Origin of the sequence: Clostridium sp. AF19-22AC, assembly GCF_003479085.1 — a bacterium.
GTDB classification, from domain to species: Bacteria; Bacillota; Clostridia; order Lachnospirales; family Lachnospiraceae; genus Faecalicatena_A; species Faecalicatena_A orotica.
The window spans coordinates 33764-54884 of the sequence record NZ_QUGN01000012.1; the positions used below are offsets into that span (position 1 = coordinate 33764).

The following is a 21121-nucleotide window of genomic DNA, read 5'->3' on the forward strand; positions in this document are numbered from 1 at the left end:
TCTATATATAAAGAAAAACTCCCATAAAAGAGTTTCTGCTGATTTTCCTGATTCAATTATAACCAGCGGCCATCTCCTACCCACGATCGGCTGCTGACAATGACAAGTATCCTGGCTCACGGTTCATCCTTGGAATGCCTTCTCATCCTTTGAAAGGACAATGGCTGTTATTCTTCGTCACCGCTTACAGTAGGGGCAAGCCTGCACCGGATTCACACCGGTTTCCTTGATTTTTACAATCGTTTTTCTATGTTCTGATTCGAAATTACTTCCTGTCCATAACTGCTTTCTTTGCTACTTCTGCTGCCGTTGCTGCATCCGGTGTATAGAAATCTGCACCGATCTGCTGTGCAAAACTGTCGTTTACCGGAGCTCCGCCGACCATTACGATAAACTTGCTGCGAAGTCCTTTTTCATTCAACTGGTCTATACAGTCCTGCATCTTCGGCATAGTTGTTGTAAGAAGCGCTGACATACAGATCACGTCTGCTCCGACTTCTTCTGCTTTATCAATAAATACGGATGTCTCAACATCAACTCCAAGATCGTAGATTTCGAATCCAGCCCCTTTGAGCATCATCACTACGAGGTTCTTGCCAATATCATGTAAATCTCCCTGAACTGTTCCGATAACTGCTTTACCTACAGGCTCATTCCCAACTTCAACAAGCTTTGGCTCAAGAACAGATAATCCTGCATTCATAGCTCTCGCCGCAACCAGAACCTCAGGTACGAACACCTCGTTGTTCTTAAACTTTGCCCCGATAATCATCATTCCAGATAACAGACCTTCGTTCAAAATTTCCTTTGGATCAACACCTTCATCTAAAGCCTGCTGTACTAATGCTTTTACATTTTTTGCTCTTCCTTTTTGAAGAAATTCTGACATTTCCTGAATAATAGACATAACTTCATTCCCTCCAACTTATCTTTTTGCCGTCTGGCTGTTTCTGTATTTCATTCTATCTATTTTCCTACTATTGTTCTGGTAATTATTTTAGAATCTTTGTACAAATATTTTCTTTTTATTTTTTGCAGGCTTTATCCCATTTTCGTTTATAATGTGATAAACTAAATAGGAGCTACTTACAGAACCAAAGATTAATGGAGGGATAATGTTGAAACCTTTATTGTACTCTATCGTTCCGGAGGAAACCCTGAAGGCCATGACTGATACTTTTTACGCCTGCATGCAGCTGCCGATCCAGGTCATTGACGAGCATGGAGAGTTTATTGCCGAGAGCGGACAGATGGCAAATTTCTGCCGCTGCTTTCAGGATTATCTTCCCAGCGGCGACTCTTGTGAGAAGATGCATATTTCCGCAAGTAAGAAAGCCATAACACTTGGTGAACCTTATATATTCGCCTGTCACGCCGAACTGAACCATATCGTTTTCCCGCTGATCAGCAAGAAAACGTTTCTTGGCTCTATTCTCGTAGGGCCCTTTTTAATGGACCCGGCGGACTCGATACTGATATCTGATATTGCAAAGAAGTATCATATTCCGACTACAGAAGCACTGGAGCTGTACGATGAGACTGCCAGCATCCCGCTGGCCACACCCGCCAAGGTGAATCATATCAGCCGGCTTCTCTACTACATGTTTGCCAACCTGATCAACGACAGTAAGGAAGAACTGAAGCAAAATAACCAGAAGCTTTTCCAACAGTCCCGGATTAATGAGTCCATCCAGCGTTACAAGGAAGAAAATATCAGTACCAATTCCTATCCCTATGAAAAGGAAAAGGAATTAATCAGTAAAGTAAAGCTGGGTGATGTCAAGCAGGCCAATGCCATTCTGAATGAACTGCTGGGATATGTACTTTTCTCCGAAGGAAACAGCCTGGAAATCGTGAAAGCCAGAGCAATCGAACTCTGCTCCCTGCTTTCCCGTGCTGCGATTGAAGGTGGTGCCCAGACGGACAACATACTGAAGCTTAATAATCATTTCCTGAAAAACATACAGCTTGTCGATACGATGGAAACACTCTGCTATAAGCTGCAGGAGATTGTAGAATCATTTACGGAAAGCCTTTTTAATTATATTCCGTCCCAGAACAGTGAGTTGATCAAGAAAGCCATGATCTACATATCCAAGCATTTCAACGAACCACTCACCCTGGAGGATGTTGCCATGCATGTACATCTGCACCCGTCCTACTTCTCGACCATGTTCAAACAGTCAACCGGTTCCTCATTCAAGGAATATCTGAATATGGTCCGGATTGAGGAAAGCAAGAGGCTGCTATCCAATACAGACTTCTCTATCATTGATATTGCAGTTGCGATCGGATTCGAAGACCAGAGTTACTTTTCAAAGGTATTTAAAAAATATACCGGGCTGACACCCAAGCAGTTCCGGTAATATACGTATCGCACAGGGCATGCCCGCATCAGCAGGACATGCCCTTTTTTCTAATTTTCTGCCTGATATAAAGCAATGTTTCAGCAGGGCTTGTACCACACTCTTCAGGACGGGTAACCACGACCAGCCGGGCCCCCGTTTCTTTTGCCGCTTCCGCCTTTTCCTGAAAACCGCCTGCTTTCCCAGATTCTTTTGTCACGAAATATCTGGCCCCCGTATAGCGGAGCATCGCTATGTTTAGTTCCTTGCTGAACGGTCCCTGCATGGCAATCAGACTGCGGCCTTTGAAACCAAGTGCCGTACTTTCTTCTACAGCCTCTCTGGTCGACAGTACCCGCGCAATACACCGCTCCTGATAATCATCAATTTCAGTGTACAGCTTCAGTTCCTTGCTCCCTGTTGCTATCAGAACCTTCCCCTCTTTCCCTTTTAAATATTCCACGGCGTCTGAAACGGATTTTTTGAATATAACATGGTCTGTTTCTAATGCCTCTATGTCCTGTTTCTCCCTTAGACACCGTATATATTCCGTCCGGTTTGCTTTACAGGCGTTTTGTATATTCTCCGTCACCACCCTTGCAAAGGGGTGTGTTGCATCAACCGCCAGATCAATCTTATGTACATCCAGAAAATGGCGGATGGCAACCTCATCCATCCGTCCGGCCGCTGTCTCTATGTTATCTCCGGTGCCGGTACATTCACGGCCATATTCCGTAGCCGTACTGACATAGACATAAACCGGAAGTTCCCGCAGTGACTCTGCGAGCTGACGTCCCTCCGTTGTCCCAGAAAATAGAAGTATCCTGATTTCTGCTGTCTCCGGGCTGATCCCTAAATGCTGTTTTGTTTCCTCCATGATTTTATCCTCTTTTCGCCTCTCAGTTTAAAAAGAAAGGTTTCTTTTTTTTCTAACAAGTGCAAATGTGGAACCCTCTGAACAGATTTTCGGCTGTATCAGTTCCCCATCCCTGCAGTGCAGAATTGCGGCCCGCTCACAGACATTGTCCACGCCGGTTGTCTGCTCCACAAATGCAGAATGGCTGCTGACTGTTTCGATCTGTTTTAATTCTTCCGCCGAAAAGGTCCTGAAAGGGACTCCCCATGCATCTGCAAGCTCCAGAATCCCGGCTTCATCACACTTGAGGTCAATACTTGCAAAACCTTCTATCTGTTCTGGCAGAATGCGGTTCTCTTTCAGGACAGCCTGAAGCCCTGCCTCCAACTGCTCCCGCTTCGTCCCCCTGCGGCAGCCCAGACCCACAATCATTCCAGCCCCTGTATGCAGTGTGAGGATATTCCCCCTATGCGGCAGGATCTTTTCATTCCGGTCTGTCACAGCCACACCGAAAGGAAACCTTTCCAGTTCCCCCGGTGACGTACATACGCTTAATTCAGCAGGCACTTTCCCTGAAACTGGCAGCGCACTGTAAAAGCCGACTTTCCCGCCCTCCAGAATCTCTGCCGAAATTTCTTTTGCCAGCCTCCTGTCTTCAATCTGCATCCCGTTTTTTTCGGCAAATACATCTATGGCGAACTTTTCCTGTACATCTGTTGCCGTTGTGATAACAGGCACGGCACCTGTCCATACAGATACCATTTTCGCAATCTCCACCGCACCGCCGACATGTCCAGATAAAAGTGGGATTACGAACGAGCCCTTCTCATCCATCACAATAACCGGTGAATCGGTAAACTTGTCTTTCACCCAGGGAGCGATATAACGGACTGCAATCCCAGAGGCTCCAATAAAAAGAAACGCTGCTTTTCCCCACTTTGCCCCTATCCAGGCATTCACATCCTCCGGCAGCGCCTGTATGCCGTCCTCTCCCCCGGCAAACCTTCTGACACTGAAGCCTGTGCATTCCATTCCGTTTTCTGTGAATCTTCGCTTTAATTCTGCATTCAATATACTGCCTGACTTTGTAAAACTAATGATCATCATCTCTATTTTCTTCATGGCTGTATTGTAAGTAATCACGCGGTGAAAGTCAAGATACCTGACTGATGTACCGATGGAAATTTTCAAAATCACCGAAAATGCTGCTGTTCACAGGCAGCCTGTAAACAGTAATACGGTAACAGTTGTACTAACAGGAAAAAAACGGTATAATAATTTTATATTTATTTTTGTATGACAAATCACAAATCCACGAGGGGGAATATTTAAGTGTGGCAGCGTTTTATGACTAATGTAAAGAATATGCTCAGGTTGGAAAAAGAATATTTCAAAGATGCAGAATTAGAAATCGCAGAAAAGAACCTTGGACTGCTGAGAATATCAAGTATGATCAATGTTGTTCTGCTGCTGTTCTTTTATATACTCACGCCTTTTATCGTAAAGGGCTGGACAATTACACTGCAGCATTTATTATTTCTCCCGGCTGCCCTGTTGTTTTTTATTTTATCCAGCCTGCTTATGAAGTCGTATTTAAAAAGCAGCCGTACTATTACCGGATTATGCCAGCTGTATGTCGTCGTAGTTTTTGTTTTTGTTATCCTGATTGATGTTTTCCCTTATCCCAGCGCACCGGCTACTTTTATGCCGGTAATATATGTTGCACTGCCTGCACTTTTTATCCTGCCGTTCAGCCATATCTTTTTTCTTATGCTGTGGGCCGAGATCGTTTTTATTGTTTCCGTTAAGGCAGTCAAGATACAGTCAATGGCTGAAAATGACATTTTCAATTCCATCGTTGGTTTTCTGTTCGCGCTGGCTGTCGCCCAGGTCATCCTGAAACTGCGCTCCGAGGACCATGATATCCGTTCCCGGTATAAGCGGCTCAGTATGCTGGATTCTCTGACAGGCATCCTCAATAAAAAAACCTGTGAAGATGCAATACGGAGTTATCTGGATGTCGGAATCCCCCGTACATGTGTCCTGCTTTTCATGGATCTGGATAATTTCAAAGAAGTGAATGACCTTGCCGGACATTCCTGTGGCGACAAACTTCTGGCAGAGACTGGAAGGCTGCTCTTGTCCTCATTTCGTCCGACCGACATCATTGGGCGGGTCGGAGGCGATGAATTTATGGTACTGATTAAAGACTTTTATGATTCTGAGGATACTTTGAAAAAAACATTCACTACCTTTCAGACCGATCTGGTCAAGAGCCTGTCAGGAAATCCTCTGGTAAAAACCTCCTGCAGTATCGGTGCTGTCTGCCTTAAGAAGCAGGTTACAAATTTTGATACACTTTTTAAACTTACTGACCAGGCTCTCTATGATGCAAAGGCTTCCGGAAAGAACCGCTATGTATTACGGACATATTCTAAAACAGAACAAATAAAAAACCCGGAAATCCTGTGATGGCTTTCCGGATTTTTTATTTGTTATTACTTTTCCATCTCCTGCAGCGCCCATTCCCTGATCTCACCACATGCAATCATCTCACCGCTGTTTCCTGATGGCTGGGTATGGAAGTCATCCGGGTCTTTGTGTATAATCACAGTCCTCCCGGTCACATCATCCGGATGGAACCTCCCCGTGTAGACAGCATTCCACGCCGCACCGTAGGTGGATAAAAGCGGCGGGAGGTCCCCTGCATGCTCCGGATGTTCTTTATGTTCTGGATTATAATGTTTTCCTGCATCCGGGAACGCTTCTTTGCCATCTCCCCGGCAGTCCTTCCCCTCGTGAATATGGAATGCGAAAAACTCCCCTGTCTCCTGGCTCTCTTCATCTGGCAGCCCGTATATCTCTGCCATCACGATTGTCCCGCCGTATACATCAAAAAAGTATACCATGCCATGTATTTCCGGATACTGATCTGAACCTTTTACTTCTGCATATGCCTCTGGCATTCCGTTTAATTTTTCGACCATAACATTACCCTCCTTCTGCATAGTATATGTAGAAGGGGTGGGGGATGTGTCTCTTTTTAGAAAGATTATGTATGGATAGTTACTCTGCTTATTTTTCCAATAGAAGCCAGTTCGCCCGAAACGGCCGCATCAGATTCCAGTACCCAACCCCCAGTAATTCATATTCCCTTGCCAGGTTTAACTTCGCCTGAATACTCCGGACGTCCTCAAACCAGACCTCGTGGGAAAAGCCGTCCCGCATATAGGTAAAATACGGACTCTGTGCGATATCCGAGAATTGTATGGATACCCCGTTCTCCGCCGCAATCCTGACGGCCTCCACATTTCCGATCAGCCGTGCTTTGGTGATTCCCCTTTCATATGGAAGTGTCCAGTCATAGGCATAATTGGGAATTCCCATTAGAATCTTTTCCCTAGGAATCTCCGTCAACGCATATTCCACGACTTCACGCACCTTATTCAGCGGAGCGACTGCCATGGGCGGCCCGTATGTATACCCCCATTCATAAGTCATCAAAAATACATGATCTGCATTTGCCCCCAGCAGCGCGTAGTCCATCCCCTCATACAAAAGCCCCGGCTGGTCCGCAGATGTCTTCGGAGCCAGTGCCACAGATACTGTATATCCATTTGCATTCATAACTTCCCGGACCCTGCCGACGAATTCCGCATAATCTATCCTGTTTTCCGGAAGGACATATTCAAAATCAATATCTACTCCGGAGTAACCGCGCTCCTCAACAGTACGAAGCAGGTTATCGATGACCCGCTGCTGGATCTCTAAATTTTCAACAAGAACCTTTACAAGCTGGTTATTAAAGGCCCCGTTTGAAAACGGGGTCAGCACAAGCAGGGGTTCAATTCCTTCCTCCCAGGCGGCCTCGATCATCCAGAGTTCATCCTGCATAGGCGGTACAAGTTCCCCCTCAAATGTAAAACCATAAGAAAAAATCAACAGTTCATTTAAAGCAGGAAATGCCTGCTCCAGTATATATGGCTCAACAAAAGGATATGCATATCCCGTGACATACATATCCCCCCTCATACTCCCCGACTCTTCCGGCTGCAAAATCAGAAGCGCCTGCCCCACAACCAGTTGTTCCTGGTTCACCAGTTGATTGTCAAAGGCGATTTTCCACATAGGCACCCCTGTCTCCTCAGAAACAGAATATAAAGTATCTCCGCTTTTCACTACATATATAATATAAATCACCCCCATATAGTAATATATGAGGGTGATTCCTGCTTTATGATATTAGATTTTCATGACGCATCCCCAAGCACTCTGGTCAGTGTAGCCCTGAGCACCTCTATATCAATCGGTTTTGCAACATGTGCATCCATTCCTGCATCTACAGATGCCTGAATATCTTCTGCAAATGCATTCGCAGTCATTGCAATGATCGGGATATTCAGAGCATCTTCTCTCTTCATCTCACGAATCGACCTCGTGGCCTCATATCCATTCATCTCAGGCATCTGTATGTCCATCAGGACTGCATCGTATGTACCCGGTTTCCCTGCCTTGAAAAGCCCGACTGCCTGTGCCCCGTTTGTTGCCACTACCGATTTCGCCCCATGCATCGCAAGCAGTTCAACCAAAATTTCTGCGTTAATTGCATTGTCCTCTGCAATCAGGAAACGCCGTCCTGCAAACAGACTTTCAATCTCCTCGTCTGTCATACATGCATCACATTTTTCCTTTGACTCCACAGTCTCATCCAGACATTCGCATTCTAATTCTATTTTGAATATAGTTCCTTTATGAATATGACTTTCTACAGAAATGCTGCCGCCCATCAGGTCAATAAGCCCTTTTGTTATACTTAAGCCCAGACCGGTTCCTTCGACCTGTGCGGCATTACTGCTGCGGGTGAATGGTTCAAAAAGGTGTTTCATGAATTCTTCCGACATACCTATACCAGAATCACTGACTGTAAACCGGAAACGAACCTTCTCATCTTCAGCATCCGACGGAATCTCCTCCGTCAGAAACTCTACCTTCCCACCTTCCGGGGTAAACTTAACCGCGTTACTCAAAATATTCAGAAGTATCTGGTTCATACGCAGAGGATCTCCATAAAACTGCTCATGCACGATATGATCACTGCTGACCAGAAAACGGATACCCGATGCCTTTGCCTGAGGCGCAATGATGGCTGTAAGCTGCCCCAGCATTTCCTGCATGGTAATGCGCATTCTCCCCAACGTAATCTGCGAGCGTTCGATCTTGCTCATATCCAGAACATCATTGATCAGACTCAGCAGGTGCTTGGATGAAGTTGATATCTTATTCAGGCAGTCCGCCACCCGGCTGCTGTCATCTATATGTGCAGTTGCAAGCGCCGTCATTCCCATAATTGCATTCATTGGTGTTCGTATATCATGGCTCATGGCCGATAAGAATTCGCTCTTTGCGTGATTCGCCTCTTCTGCAAGGGCAAGTGCTTTCTTAAGCGCCTCTTTAGATTCTCGTTCCGATGTCAGCATGTCAGTCACATCGGCCCGAACCACACATACTGTGCTGTGGTTTTCATCTCCCCACAGGACATTGATCTGCTTATACCTGAGTTCCCCTTCTGACTGATAAGGAAACACAAAATCATATCCTGAAGGTTTCTCTTCTAATCCCTCAATCATGGAACTCAGCCTGAATTCTTCCTGTGCCTCTTTCTGATTCTCTTCTGTTCCGTAGTTGGCAGCAAAATCAGCAATAGCGTCATCATAATGCTCTATCACGTATGGGGGCAGGTTCTCGAGGACAGTCTGCCTGGTATATAGCGTCAGACATTTGCTGATGACATCAATAAATCCCGCCAGTTCAAATGTATAAGCCAGCATATTCAGCATCCCCTGCTGCTCACGCACGGAATCCGTCACATCCGTACGAACCAGACAGATTCTGCCGATCCGCAGGTCTACTGCGGATACCGTGATATTCTTTGTCCGGATATCACCGGACTCATTTATTACGGAAAATACAAACGTATAAGAGCCTTCTTTTTCCAGACGGCGGCACATCTCCTCTGGTTCCAGTCCCTTTTTATATACTTCCCTGTTCTTCGGCACTACTACCTCCCGATACATATACTCAAGCCGTTTCCTGTGGCTTCCAAGATGTTCCGGCATACAATCCACATTCTCGTTGCGGGCCAGCACCGTATATGTATCCGTAATTAAGTTCAGGTCTATCACAAAATCATAGCTCGTTACTGAAAGCTTGTGAAGAATCCTGTCAGATATTGTCTGCTCCGTAATATCCGTAACTGTCAGAATTCCTGTTATATCTCCGGTATCAGGTGTCTCCAGAAGGTTAACCTTGAACTGGGCATAGCGGCCTGTCTCTTCTTTAGGCAGCCGGATAAAACACTTAAGGATCAATTCTGTATCACCTTTCCCATATGCCTCAAGAGCCGGTTCATTTAAATACATGTCTAAAAACTGCTGCCTCTCCCGCTCATCAACAACAAGGGTTGAAACCCCTGTGAAAAACGACGTTCTGTTAACACCAAAGTTCTTAAGCAGATCGGAATCTGTACTGTCAATAATCTCCAGTATGAGATTCTGAGTGATATTACAGTGGCCGATGACAAGCGCATCCGGGTCCGGGGTGCGGTAATGCTGCAGGATCTGTTCCCTGTATTGGGCACGGATTTTCTCCTGTTCTATGAGCTCCTTTGTCATATCATGGTAAACTGCATAAAATCTGCTTTCACCGCCCTCATTCCGAATCAGGGAAAACGTACTTTTTACCCAGACATAATCTGAACTTCCTTTTCTCAAACGGTAAACCGCTTCACATTTTCCGTCCCCGCCGGTTATATAACCATCAATTGTCCTTTCCAGCATCTCCAAATCATCCGGATGAACCCCCGCAAGGGCATCATACTTGTACAATTCCCATGCTTCTTCTGAACTCATTTCTGTCATATCGATAAAGCCGTCTGACAAAAACTCCGTAACCAGACCGCCATCCTTTTTGCAGCGCATAACAGATATACCTCCAGGGAGGTTCTTTACAACTGTCTGGAAATATTGTTCGAGACGTTCTCTCTCTTTTCTATTTTTCACTTCTTCTGTAATATCTTTAACATACTTCAGATAAGCCGGGATTCCATTCCAGTCCGTCTCACGGAAGCGGGTACTGTAAGAACGTTCCGTTCCTGTCACTTTCATTTCATGTTCTTTACCATCCGCCCCATGTGTCTTAAGAGTACAGAATTCACACGGGCTGTCTTTTCCATACAGGGCCTTGTAACACTTCTGTCCTATATAATTCTGTCCCTTACCCGGACCTTCTTCGCGTATATTGACATAAAGAAGGTCATAATTTTTCTTGCCAATAATATAAATACTGTCTGATGTATCATTTACGATACTCTGAAAAAGGCGGGTTTCAGATGACATTCCTGTAAACACCGCATAGAATCTGCTGGATTCAGACAGCGGCCCCATCCGGCGTCCATTTAGATGTATCCAGACCAGGCTCCCATTTCTGTGGAACATGCGGTAGGAAACATCCAGTACCTCACCACTTACAAGTGCTGCTTTTGCAGCATTAAAAACACGTTCTCTGTCCGGCTCATAAATGATGTCAAGGGCATCATCCCTGGTCATTTCATTATACTCTTCTCTCGTATGGCCGGAAAGTGCCATCACCCCATCTGAAAAAAAGACAGGAATGAACCGCTCATTTTCCACCTTGTAGCTGGCGATTCCACCGGGAATGGAATTGATCAGGTGTTCCATCTCCAGCTGCGCTTCTTTGAAATCCGAGATATTATGAAATACACAATGAAGAAGCGGGCAGCCATCTTCCTCCCCGATCCACTTCACCTGAACACGCACCCAGACAATATGGCCGTCCCTGTGCTGCTTACGAAATTCAAATTCAGCAACGGCATGTGTTCTTATAACTTCCCTCGCCTTCGATACTACCATATCCGTATCTTCCCAATAGGTCATATCCGCGGCATCACCCTTGACCAGTTCATGATATTCCGCGACCGTATATCCGCTCAGTTCCGGCACTCCGTCTGAGAAATACACGGTTTCAAAAATATCTGAAACTTTATAGATGGCAACACCACCGGGGATTGCGTTGATGATATCTTCCATCTCTCCCGGAAAGAGAGATTCTCTCTGTATCACACCTATTCCCCCTTTTTCAGTCTCTCCTTCAAACCATCCACCCTTACAAACTCCTTCTGAATCTCCTGATACATCTCCTTGTAGTCCATCCGCGCCTCTTTCAAACGCAGCGGCTCCACGATCCTGCATACAGCTAAAAACAGCGGTTCCAGCCCCATGTTGCCTACAACACCCTTCATGGTGTGCGCGGCCTCAAAAGCAGCCTGCAAGTCTTCTGCCTCGAGTGCCTCTCCCAGCTTCTGCAAATTCTCGTCTTGGAAAAGCATGTCTAAAAACCGGAGATACATATCTTCTTTAAACATAAATCTGGCCATAGTTGTCTGGTAATCTCCGCCGTATTCCTCAAATATTTCCCGAAATCCTGACATTTCTCAGACCTCCTTTCCGCATATAAAATCATATAAAATCTGGTAAAGCCGGTTTGGCTCAATCGGTTTGGCAAGATGGGCATTCATACCAGCTGCCTTACTCTTCTCAATATCATCATCAAATGCATTGGCCGTCATGGCTATGATCGGTATCGTTTCCGCATCCCGGTTACTCAGATGCCTGATATTCGCCGCAGCCGTCAGTCCGTCCATAATAGGCATCCGGATGTCCATCAGAATAACGTCGTAGTAGCCTTCTTCTGATTTACTGAATAATTCCATCGCCCGCAGACCGTTTTCCGCAGTTTCTACCTTGAAATTTTTTCCTTCCAGCAGCATAACTGCCACCTCTGTATTGATCATGTTGTCTTCCACAAGCAGGACACGTCTGCCTGTAAAATCATAATCAACCTCTACTGCCTGCCGTTTGAGTTCTTCTTTCTTCCCAAGCGCCCTTGTAAACGCAGATACGAGCGAAGATTTAAACATCGGCTTGCTCATAAGCAGATTCACGCCCGCCATCTTTGCCTCATGCTCAATAGATATCCAGTCATAGGCCGTCATGATAATGATCGTCACGTCCGGTCCCACGATACCCCGAATCCGCCTTGCCGTCTCAATACCATCCATTTCCGGCATCTTCCAGTCGATCAGTATCATATCAAAATACCGGTCTTCTTTATGAAGCATGAGCACTTTTTCTATTGCCTTACGTCCGCTGTCCACCCACTCGGCTTTGATCCCCATCTCTTCCAGTGTTACAACAGCGCTTTCGCAGACTGCTACATCATCATCCACGACCAGTGTCTTTAAATGTGAAAAATTAAACTGTGGTTTCTTCTGGTTATGCCTCTGTTTTTCTTCCTCAGTAATCCCGAGCTTTACATCTACAGTGAATTCTGTTCCAATTCCTTTGATGGATCTGACCGTAATCCTTCCGTCCATCATATCAACGATGTTCTTTGAAATTGCCAGCCCTAGCCCTGTGCCGCCATACAAAGCTGTCGTCCCCGTCGATTCCTGTGAAAACGGCTCAAAAATATGCGGCAGAAAATCTTCACTCATGCCGACGCCTGTGTCATTTACAATAAACCTGAGTACAGCATCATTCTTTGCCCTTCTCCGCTGAGCTGCTGAAAAGGTAACTTTTCCACCTTCATCAGTGAATTTGATCGCGTTGCTCAGAATATTAATCAGCACCTGCTGGAGCTTCATGGCATCCCCGATATAATAATCATCCAGCACCGGATCGACAATACATTCGTATTCTACGCCTTTGCTGGCGGCCTGTGCATAACAGATTGAATTAATTCCGTTTAAAAAATCCTCTGTCGGTATCTTTTCATTCTTTAACAGCATCTTTCCGCTTTCAATCCTGCTCATATCCAGAATATCATTGATCAGTGACAGCAGGAAACGGGAAGATATCCCGATCTTGGAAATACAGTCAGCCACCTGTTCATCATCCCCGAGAGACTGGACCGCAATTGTACTCATACCGATAATCGCATTCATAGGCGTCCTGATCTCATGGCTCATTCTGGAAAGGAAATCGGATTTAGCTGCATTGGCCTGTTCTGCTGCAACCAGCGCAGCCGCAAGTTCATCTTTCTGTTTCTGCTCTTTATGTACAACATCCGTGACATCCGTCTGGGCAAGGCAGACCTTTCCAAGCTCCCTGTCAATATAAAATATCTGAAAACGTTTTACGCGGAGTCGGCCGTGCCTGTCTTTTACCTCGCTGATAAAAGAGTAGCATTCCTTCTCTGCAAGCTGTTCCCTCATATACTCAAAAGAGAGTTTCTTAAGAGCTTCGTCTTTCGCACTCTCAGGCATATAAGCATCGGCAATTTTTCTAATTTCATCCTGGAAATTTCCCGTGAGGGGAATTGTATTCTCCTTTTCATCAAAAGAAATCAGCCTGTGTGTACCGTGGAATATATCAACTTCTGCGATAATGTCATAATCCAGTTTTGTAATTTTATTCAACAGCTGTTCCTGCAGTTTCTGTTCGGTAATATCAAATGTATAGAAGAAAATAATAAGGTCACCTGTCTCAGGATTCTGGTATGAACGCATATTCGTACTGCTCGAGAACACACTTCCGTCATTCCGTTTTCTTAAAAACTCGAAATGATAGTCTACTTTCCCCTCGGCATAGTCTGATATCACTTTATCCCTGTCCATCTCGGTCAGAATTGTATACGCTGCAGTTTCTTCCACGGCTGATGCCGCAAAGCGGTCAAACGTTTCCCGATAGGTTGCACCTACAGTTGTAACTGCCGAATCAGAGTTACTGAGATAACTTTCCACCCGGTCTTTTGTCACATTGATGCGCCCCTGGATACTGTCACCTGCCGAGGATAATGCCGCAAAATAATGAAGTTCCTTTTCATACACTTCCCTAATCCGGTCCTGAAGCTGCTTTGTGTCCGTCACATCAACAAAAACACAGTAAAAATATTCATCCCCGTCCTCTTCATCCAGAAGCTGTGCCTTGATTGATATCCACCTTACAGAGCCGTCTTTACAGACCAGCCTGTTCTCATTCTGGATTGTGTTTCCATGTTCAAGCTGGGACCTGAGCTTATCCGCCATGATCTCCAGATCATCCGGATATATAACAGCGGACATCCTGTTTCCCATAGCCGCAAACTCTTCTCTTGTATAGCCCAGAAAATCAAACAATCCGTCATTTGCATCAATTACAGAAAAATCTTCATCAAAACGGCACCTGAAGACCGCTCCCGGTATGTTATTATAAATGTGCAGTACTTCATTCTGTGCTCTCTTTTGTGCAGTAATATCTATACATACAGACGTAATTGCCTGTCTGCCATTCTCATCTGCTGTGCGAAGTCCGTTATCATGTACCCAGATATAAGTACCGTCTTTTCGTTTCATCCGGTATTCTACGCTGTATTCACCTTTTAGTCTGATCTGGTCCCCGACTTCTTCATCCACCCTGTTTCTGTCCTCCGGGTGCATGCAGTTACTGATCATACCATCTATGTCCGTGACAAATTCTTCCTCGTTCTCATACCCCAGATAGTCCAGCATACGCCGGTTAATAAAATAAAAAGGAAATTCTGGTTCTATATATCCGCCCATCATACCGCCTGCCAAAGAAGCATCAAGCAGCTCCTGACGCTGTTTCATAACATTTTCCATGACCAGTGTCTGCGGATAATGTTCATCTCCCCTCTGACTGCTGCTCGGTTCCGCTATCTGCATGTTAAGTATAAACCACTTTTGTCCACACTTCTTTAAGATAAAGAAAGGCCGAAGATGCCATTTGTATAATGAATTTTTTAACACTAACTCTGCTGCAAGAGTGTGTATCTCCTCGGTCAGGGGCTGTTCATACAGAACATTCAGTTCCATCTGGAATGGCTCCGGGATTTCACAGATATCTCGTTTCAGATATTCCTGCATCTCCCCGATCCCATCTGCGGACTCGTGAAAACCAGTACCAGTAAATTTCATATTTTCTGCCAGAAAAGAAACTGTTTTTTCCAGACTCCTCTCCTGAAACCATGCTTCGCAGAATGCGTATATCGTCTGCTGTGCATCACTTTGTTTTATCATTCTGAATCCTCTTTCTGCGGACTGTATCTATTCACTCGCCTGTCCTTTATATTTCATCTCTGCCGGAAACTCCTCTGTGTCTGAATGCTCCTGCTTCCCGAGAAGTTCTTTAAACTCCGCACATGGCATTGGTTTTGCAAAATAGTAACCCTGAACATAATCACAGCCAATCTCCTTGAGACGGTTAAACTGCTCTTTTGTTTCCACCCCTTCTGCCACTACACTCAGATGCATCCAGCGCGCAAGTGCAATAATAAACTGCAGGATTCCCTGGCTGTTCGGCTTGGCAGTCTCGCTTTGGATGAATTTCATGTCCAGCTTCAGGATATCAATAGGCATCTCATTCAGCATATTTAGTGAAGAGTAACCGCTTCCGAAATCATCCATTTCTATAATAAACCCAAGTTCACGCAGCTGTCTGACCGTGTCAATAATCTGTGTCGGATTTTCCGTATACGCACTCTCTGTAATTTCCAGATGCAGATGTGATGGGGACAGGTTATACTTCTTAACCGTCCTCATTAAAATTTCTGCCAGATCTGCATTGTAGATATCCGCTCTGGATACATTCACAGATACCGATATCGGGGGAAGCCCTTCCACTTCCCATTCCTTTATGACAGCACAGGTCTTGTCCCATACATACTGGTCCATCTTTGTAATAAATCCATTCTTCTCAAATAAGGGGATAAACTCAGCCGGAGACTGGAATCCCCACTCCGGATGAATCCATCTGACCAGCGCTTCTGCGCCAACCAGCTTTTGATCCTCTATCCTGTACTTGGGCTGAAGATATATCTGGAACTGGTTCTGTGCCAGTGCCGATTCCATGCTGTCTGTAATCATCTGTTCCTTGAGCATACTGTTGCGGAGCGTATCATCATAAGCCGCGATGTATTTGCCATACTGTCCCTTGATACTGCGGGCAGCAAGAAGCGCCCTGTCGCACATCTGCTCTACAGAGATTGTCCTGTCTTCTATATAATAGATTCCCCATTTCATCACGATGTTCCTGACATCCATAAATGCATTGACTTCTTCCGTCGCCGTCCTGAAGAGTTCCTCCGTGAACCCCTCCCGCCGCTCCAGAAGGCATGCAAACTGATCTGAATTCATCCGTCCGCAGATTCCCCTGCTGCCCACGCGCCTCTTATACATATCTGCGATGCCGCACAGCAGCCGGTCCCCTGTCGGCACTCCGAAAACGTCATTAATCAGTTTAAAATTTTCAATATCTGAACAGATAATATCATACTGCTTCTCTGGATTCCGAAGCAGTATGTCCTTAATCTGCTGATAGAAAAACTCCTTACTGTACAGCCCTGTCAGTCTGTCATACTGTATCAGGTTCACCATAGCCGCAGTCTCCCGCAGATTAATGATACTTGCCACGCGGTGCAGGATTATCTGGGGCCGGTAAGGCTTGGCAACAAAGTCAGATGCCCCGTGGGACAATGCCGCAACTTCATCCGATTCACCGTCATTTTGTGTTGTTACAATAACAGGTATTGAGGAATAAGCCGGATCTGCTTTCATGATAGATAGAAAGGTATAGCCGTCCATGACCGGCATAACAATATCCAACAGAATAAGAGAAATGCCCTCTTTATATTGCTTTAAAACATCCAGGGCCTCCTGCCCGTTTTCCGCCTCCAGTACATCGTAATCGGAAGCAAGAATCTCACATAATAAGCCCCTGTTTAGCGGATTGTCTTCCACAACTAAAATTTTTTTCCGTGAAAACATGATTTCACCCCTCTGTCTTTGAGATTTATGTATTATTATTTGGAATAAATGTGCAGTTTAGAAAAAGCTAATATATACCATTTGGTTTTATCATAGTACTTTTAAAAAGGCAATTGTTTTGCCTGCACATCAGCAGGCGGAAATCAAAATGAACGGCCAGGAGACTTTACCTTCTGGCCGTTCGTTTTGCTTCTGTAATTTTATTTTTCAACTTTCTTTTCATCTATTTTGTAGATAATACGTCCCCCTGCAACTGAAAGGAGTACCAGTGCCAGCAGTATAAATGAACTTGGGATCAGCTGGAATTTTATGATAAGGAATCCCAGTATAATCGGTGCAATTGCCAGCTTCGGTGACTTTTTAATCAGGGTAACCCCGAGTGCACCGAATAAGGCGGGCACGATATTATTGAAGGCCGGTGCCAGGGCAGGATTACCCAGTGGTTTCGACAGCGGGGTGAGCAGCAGGACACCTGCGAAAATTACCAGTTCACATGTAATTGTTGATGCGCCGACAGCCAGAGTTGAAAGTACATTGGATTCTTCCGTATATTCTGTCGGATCCAGCCCCGCAGATTCCAGTGCTGCTATCGTAGCCGGAATCTTCATATTAGTAAAGTTCCCTGTAAGCGCCATCATGTACATACCAGATGGGCTGACGATCGGCGCGATACTGAAGAAGTCCCCGATAGATGCCGGAATCATCATTAACATAATTGCCGTGAAGCTTGCCCCCATCGCATGAAACGGAAGCGGTACTTTATAGTAAACTGCAATCGCCGCCGGGAAAAACAGAGTACAGACGAATGCAATAACAAGAGAAATCCGTCCTATTCTGTGAGCCTGATTATCATATGCCGTACTTATATCATTCATAATATTTATCTCCTTTTCTACTAATTTTTAATTATAACAGGCATGCTGCCGCCATTCCGCAAATCATACTGATAGATAAGGAAAAATCCTGCAGCCACCTGAAACCTGTTTTTTTGATAAACCATTCAATAATCAGCGCAAATACAGCACTTGTCAGCATAGCCGCCAACGCGGAGCCCCCCGAAACGACCGGTTCCAGAATAAACTTGGCATAGACACCCAGTAAAACGGCGGATATAAATATTTTATTCCAATTTGAATTCCTGTTCTTTTCCATGCTTTTTGACAACTGCTGTTTGTATTTCTTAAAAAAGAAAAGTGTAAAGGTTATCATAACGCTTGAACCAATAGTCATAGTCCAGACAGAATTCAAAAATGCCTGCATGGTATAGCCACTCTGCCCCAGTGCCACTCCCATAGCATCCGCCCCCATGTTAGCGGCAGCCAGTTCATAGGAAAGCGAACCAATCACGGAAAGGCGGGCCCAGGAAAATGGGAGCCCCATAATAGGTACCAGTGTCAACAGCGCGATGACCGTCGCAATACTGGGAACCACCGTCGTAACAGATGCGGTTTTCACAACACTTTTTATCTGTGAATGGGGAATATTCAGCTGTTTGGCCCTCTTAAGAGCCATCCGGATAAAAACAAAGACCTGAACAATAATGATTGCAAAAAGTATAAAAGTAATAATATAGAAAATAGGGCTGTTTGCCACTTTTAAATATTCTTTCATTGAAAATACCTCCTGAACACGGTTGAATTGCTCTTATTTTTTCATAAGATTTACGATAGTTTCTGCAAGCAGCCCGGAAGCCTGATATAATATTTCATCATCCAGATCATACATGGCATTATGGACGGGATAATAAGAATTTTTGCATGTTTTATTTGTAAGGAACATGAAATATCCTCCCGGGACTTTCTCAAAGAAACAGGCCGCGTCTTCCCCGCCCATGAGCGGCGTGCTGCTGCGGATCAAATCCTGTTTCCACTTCATTGTCTGATAAGTATCTGCTATTGTATCCAAAACCTCCGGGCTATTTACAAGGGATGGGACCCCTTCCTCAATCTGTACGTCACACGACGCCCGAAATGCAGTGCAGACAGCTGATGCAAGTTCCTTAAGACGTTTTGTGATATAGGTCCGGACAAAGGGGTTCTGGGTACGGTAGGTCCCCCTGAGTTCCGCATAATCGGGAATAACATTAAAAGATTCGTTTCCGGCATGCACTCCGGATATTGTTATAACCGCAGGTTCAATCGGGGCAATCTCCCGGCTGACAATCTGTTGAATAGCTGCGATAAGCTGAGACAGCGGAAGGATCGGATCAACACAGTTTTCCGGCATTGCCGCATGCCCTCCTTTGCCATAGATACGGATGATATATGCATCACTGGACGCAGAATACACATGACGCTCATTCTCCACAATTTCAATACTGCCGTTTTTAACATTTTCTTTGTTCATCGTATGCATCGCCAAAAGGACATCGACCTTAGGATTCTCAAGAGCCCCATCCTTAATCATTGCCTTTGCTCCGTCCAGAGTCTCCTCACCCGGCTGAAATAAAATCTTTACCCGTCCGGGAAGCTCATCTTCCATTGCCTTCAATATCTTCGCCGCCCCCAAAGCCGCTGCCGCGTGTGAATCGTGTCCGCATGCATGCATATTGCCGTTCGATGAGGCGAAGTCCAGTCCGGTCTTCTCACTGACCGGAAGTCCATCCATATCTGCCCGGAGACCAACTGTTTTTCCCGTATTGTGTTTTCCAATCAGAGCAACAATTCCGGAACCATCGGCACATTTGCTGTATGAAATCCCCATCCTGTCAAGCTGCCCTGCTATGTACCGGGCCGTCTTCGGCAGGCTCACCCCGAGTTCAGGAAACTGGTGCATGGCACGCCTCCAGTCTGTAATTTCCCCCTGAATCTCCTCTGCATATTCCTGAATATTCATCGTTTTCAATTCCTTTCCTGTTATTTTCACTTATCTTTTTTACCGCTTATTAGAAGAAGGTATGGATATCATTGTTAATCGGAGTATAAAAAATCTCTTTTATCCTTACACCCCCTTCTTCCTCTGCCAGAATCCACATCAGCTTAGTAACTGCCGCCTCCACGGTCATATCGTAAGTCTGCAGCACGTCATATTCCTGCAGCGCCCTGACTCCTACTTCATAAACAGACATATCACTGCCCTCATACATCGCCTGTGTAGCAACCACCACAATACAGCCCTGTTCCTTTAAATGCTCCAATTTGTCAATAAAATTTCTCGGGCTTGCAAAGGGCAGGCCTCCCACACCATAACTTTCTATTAAAACAGCATCGTAATGGAGGGCAATATAATCAAGTATGTCCGGGTTCACTCCCGGTATCAGCTTCAGGACAAACACCCGTGGATTCAGTTTATGGTAAAATCTCACCTTCTCTGCAGGACTCTGTGAAGGCGTGTACTGTATCACATGGCGTCCATTGATAAATGCGGCCGCAGGATAATTGATGCTGTTAAAAGCCTCAAAACTTTTTGATTTTATTTTCTTTGCATGTGTACCCAGAATGGCCTGACCGGAAAATACCACATATACTCCGTACACATTCTCATGACAGGCAAACAGGAAACTATCAAGCAGATTTTTCCACGCATCTGTAACTGCATCGATGATAGGTTTCTGTGAACCGGTCAGAATCACCGGCTTATCTGGATCCTGAATCAAATAAGAAAGAGCTGCCGCGGTATACGCCATCGTATCCGTCCCATGTGTGATAACAAACCCGTCATAGAATGGATAGTTTTTTTCTACCGTTCCTGCAATCAGCAGCCAATGTTCCGGCTGAATATTCGTGCTGTCGATATTCAGCAGGGAATACGTGTCGATTTCACATTCTTCCGGTATTTCTGGAAGCTGGTTCAGCAGTTCCTCCGGAGATATGGAAGGGGAAAGCCCTTTTCCGGAAGATTTTGATGCAATCGTCCCTCCGGTCGCAATAAGAAGAAGCTTCTTTTTCATATGACCTCCTTTACTTTCTCTGTATTTTTGTTTATAATATCATTCATCACTTAGAAAATAAAATTCTATTTGTGCATATTGACATATCAGAATTGATATACATATAATAAAGGGGAATATCATGGACAAATTTCAGGCAATCAGATGTGCACTGACAATTAGAAAATATGGAAAAATATCAAAAGCGCAGA

At 45.1% G+C, this 21121-nt stretch carries 15 protein-coding genes and 1 riboswitch; of the genes, 2 read left to right on the forward strand and 13 right to left on the reverse strand.

The annotated features are described in order from the left end of the window. Positions 1 to 83: 83 nt before the first annotated feature. A riboswitch (cobalamin riboswitch) is annotated at positions 84 to 259 on the reverse strand. Positions 260 to 265: 6 nt separating this feature from the next. After that, on the reverse strand, positions 266 to 907 hold the full coding sequence (locus tag DWX43_RS14520; protein WP_109732144.1) for a corrinoid protein: 642 nt from the start codon (positions 905 to 907) through the stop codon (positions 266 to 268). Positions 908 to 1115: 208 nt separating this feature from the next. Between DWX43_RS14520 and DWX43_RS14525 the strand changes: the two genes are divergently transcribed. Next, complete coding sequence (locus DWX43_RS14525) at positions 1116 to 2366, forward strand: PocR ligand-binding domain-containing protein (protein WP_243099319.1); 1251 nt, start codon at positions 1116 to 1118, stop codon at positions 2364 to 2366. A gap of 28 nt (positions 2367 to 2394) precedes the next feature. On the opposite strand, the gene cobK is transcribed toward DWX43_RS14525, so the two are convergent. Beyond that, positions 2395 to 3222, reverse strand: a complete 828-nt coding sequence (gene cobK / locus DWX43_RS14530) for a precorrin-6A reductase (RefSeq protein ID WP_118620791.1) — start codon at positions 3220 to 3222, stop codon at positions 2395 to 2397. 27 nt (positions 3223 to 3249) lie between these two features. Further along, complete coding sequence (locus DWX43_RS14535; RefSeq protein ID WP_118620792.1) at positions 3250 to 4398, reverse strand: cobalamin biosynthesis protein; 1149 nt, start codon at positions 4396 to 4398, stop codon at positions 3250 to 3252. Between the two features lie 135 nt (positions 4399 to 4533). On the opposite strand from DWX43_RS14535, the gene DWX43_RS14540 reads away from it, so the two are divergent. After that, a complete protein-coding gene (locus DWX43_RS14540; RefSeq protein ID WP_118620793.1) occupies positions 4534 to 5673 on the forward strand; it encodes a GGDEF domain-containing protein in 1140 nt (379 codons plus the stop codon). A gap of 26 nt (positions 5674 to 5699) precedes the next feature. On the opposite strand, the gene DWX43_RS14545 is transcribed toward DWX43_RS14540, so the two are convergent. The 10 genes from DWX43_RS14545 to DWX43_RS14590 form a co-directional block, all read right to left on the reverse strand. After that, the gene (locus DWX43_RS14545) at positions 5700 to 6188 is read right to left on the reverse strand and encodes a superoxide dismutase family protein (RefSeq protein WP_109732140.1); all 489 of its coding nucleotides are present in this window, start codon (positions 6186 to 6188) and stop codon (positions 5700 to 5702) included. An 88-nt stretch (positions 6189 to 6276) separates the two neighbouring features. Further along, on the reverse strand, positions 6277 to 7407 hold the full coding sequence (locus DWX43_RS14550; protein WP_182440709.1) for a glycosyl hydrolase family 18 protein: 1131 nt from the start codon (positions 7405 to 7407) through the stop codon (positions 6277 to 6279). A gap of 44 nt (positions 7408 to 7451) precedes the next feature. Further along, positions 7452 to 11339, reverse strand: a complete 3888-nt coding sequence (locus tag DWX43_RS14555; protein WP_330582258.1) for a PAS domain-containing protein — start codon at positions 11337 to 11339, stop codon at positions 7452 to 7454. 2 nt (positions 11340 to 11341) lie between these two features. Beyond that, a complete protein-coding gene (locus tag DWX43_RS14560; RefSeq protein WP_118620794.1) occupies positions 11342 to 11707 on the reverse strand; it encodes an Hpt domain-containing protein in 366 nt (121 codons plus the stop codon). A 3-nt stretch (positions 11708 to 11710) separates the two neighbouring features. Beyond that, positions 11711 to 15295 (reverse strand): response regulator, encoded by a 3585-nt coding sequence (locus tag DWX43_RS14565; protein WP_118620795.1) that lies wholly within the window; start codon positions 15293 to 15295, stop codon positions 11711 to 11713. 27 nt (positions 15296 to 15322) lie between these two features. After that, on the reverse strand, positions 15323 to 17041 hold the full coding sequence (locus DWX43_RS14570) for an EAL domain-containing response regulator (RefSeq protein ID WP_118620796.1): 1719 nt from the start codon (positions 17039 to 17041) through the stop codon (positions 15323 to 15325). A 200-nt stretch (positions 17042 to 17241) separates the two neighbouring features. After that, complete coding sequence (locus DWX43_RS14575; RefSeq protein ID WP_118620797.1) at positions 17242 to 17916, reverse strand: hypothetical protein; 675 nt, start codon at positions 17914 to 17916, stop codon at positions 17242 to 17244. A 31-nt stretch (positions 17917 to 17947) separates the two neighbouring features. After that, complete coding sequence (locus tag DWX43_RS14580) at positions 17948 to 18652, reverse strand: DUF5058 family protein (protein ID WP_118620798.1); 705 nt, start codon at positions 18650 to 18652, stop codon at positions 17948 to 17950. 33 nt (positions 18653 to 18685) lie between these two features. Next, entirely contained in the window at positions 18686 to 19876 is a 1191-nt protein-coding gene (locus DWX43_RS14585; RefSeq protein WP_118620799.1) for a M20 family metallopeptidase, read from the reverse strand. A gap of 49 nt (positions 19877 to 19925) precedes the next feature. Then, positions 19926 to 20930: an asparaginase gene (locus tag DWX43_RS14590; RefSeq protein WP_118620800.1), complete on the reverse strand. Its 1005-nt coding sequence runs from the start codon at positions 20928 to 20930 to the stop codon at positions 19926 to 19928. Positions 20931 to 21121: the final 191 nt, after the last annotated feature.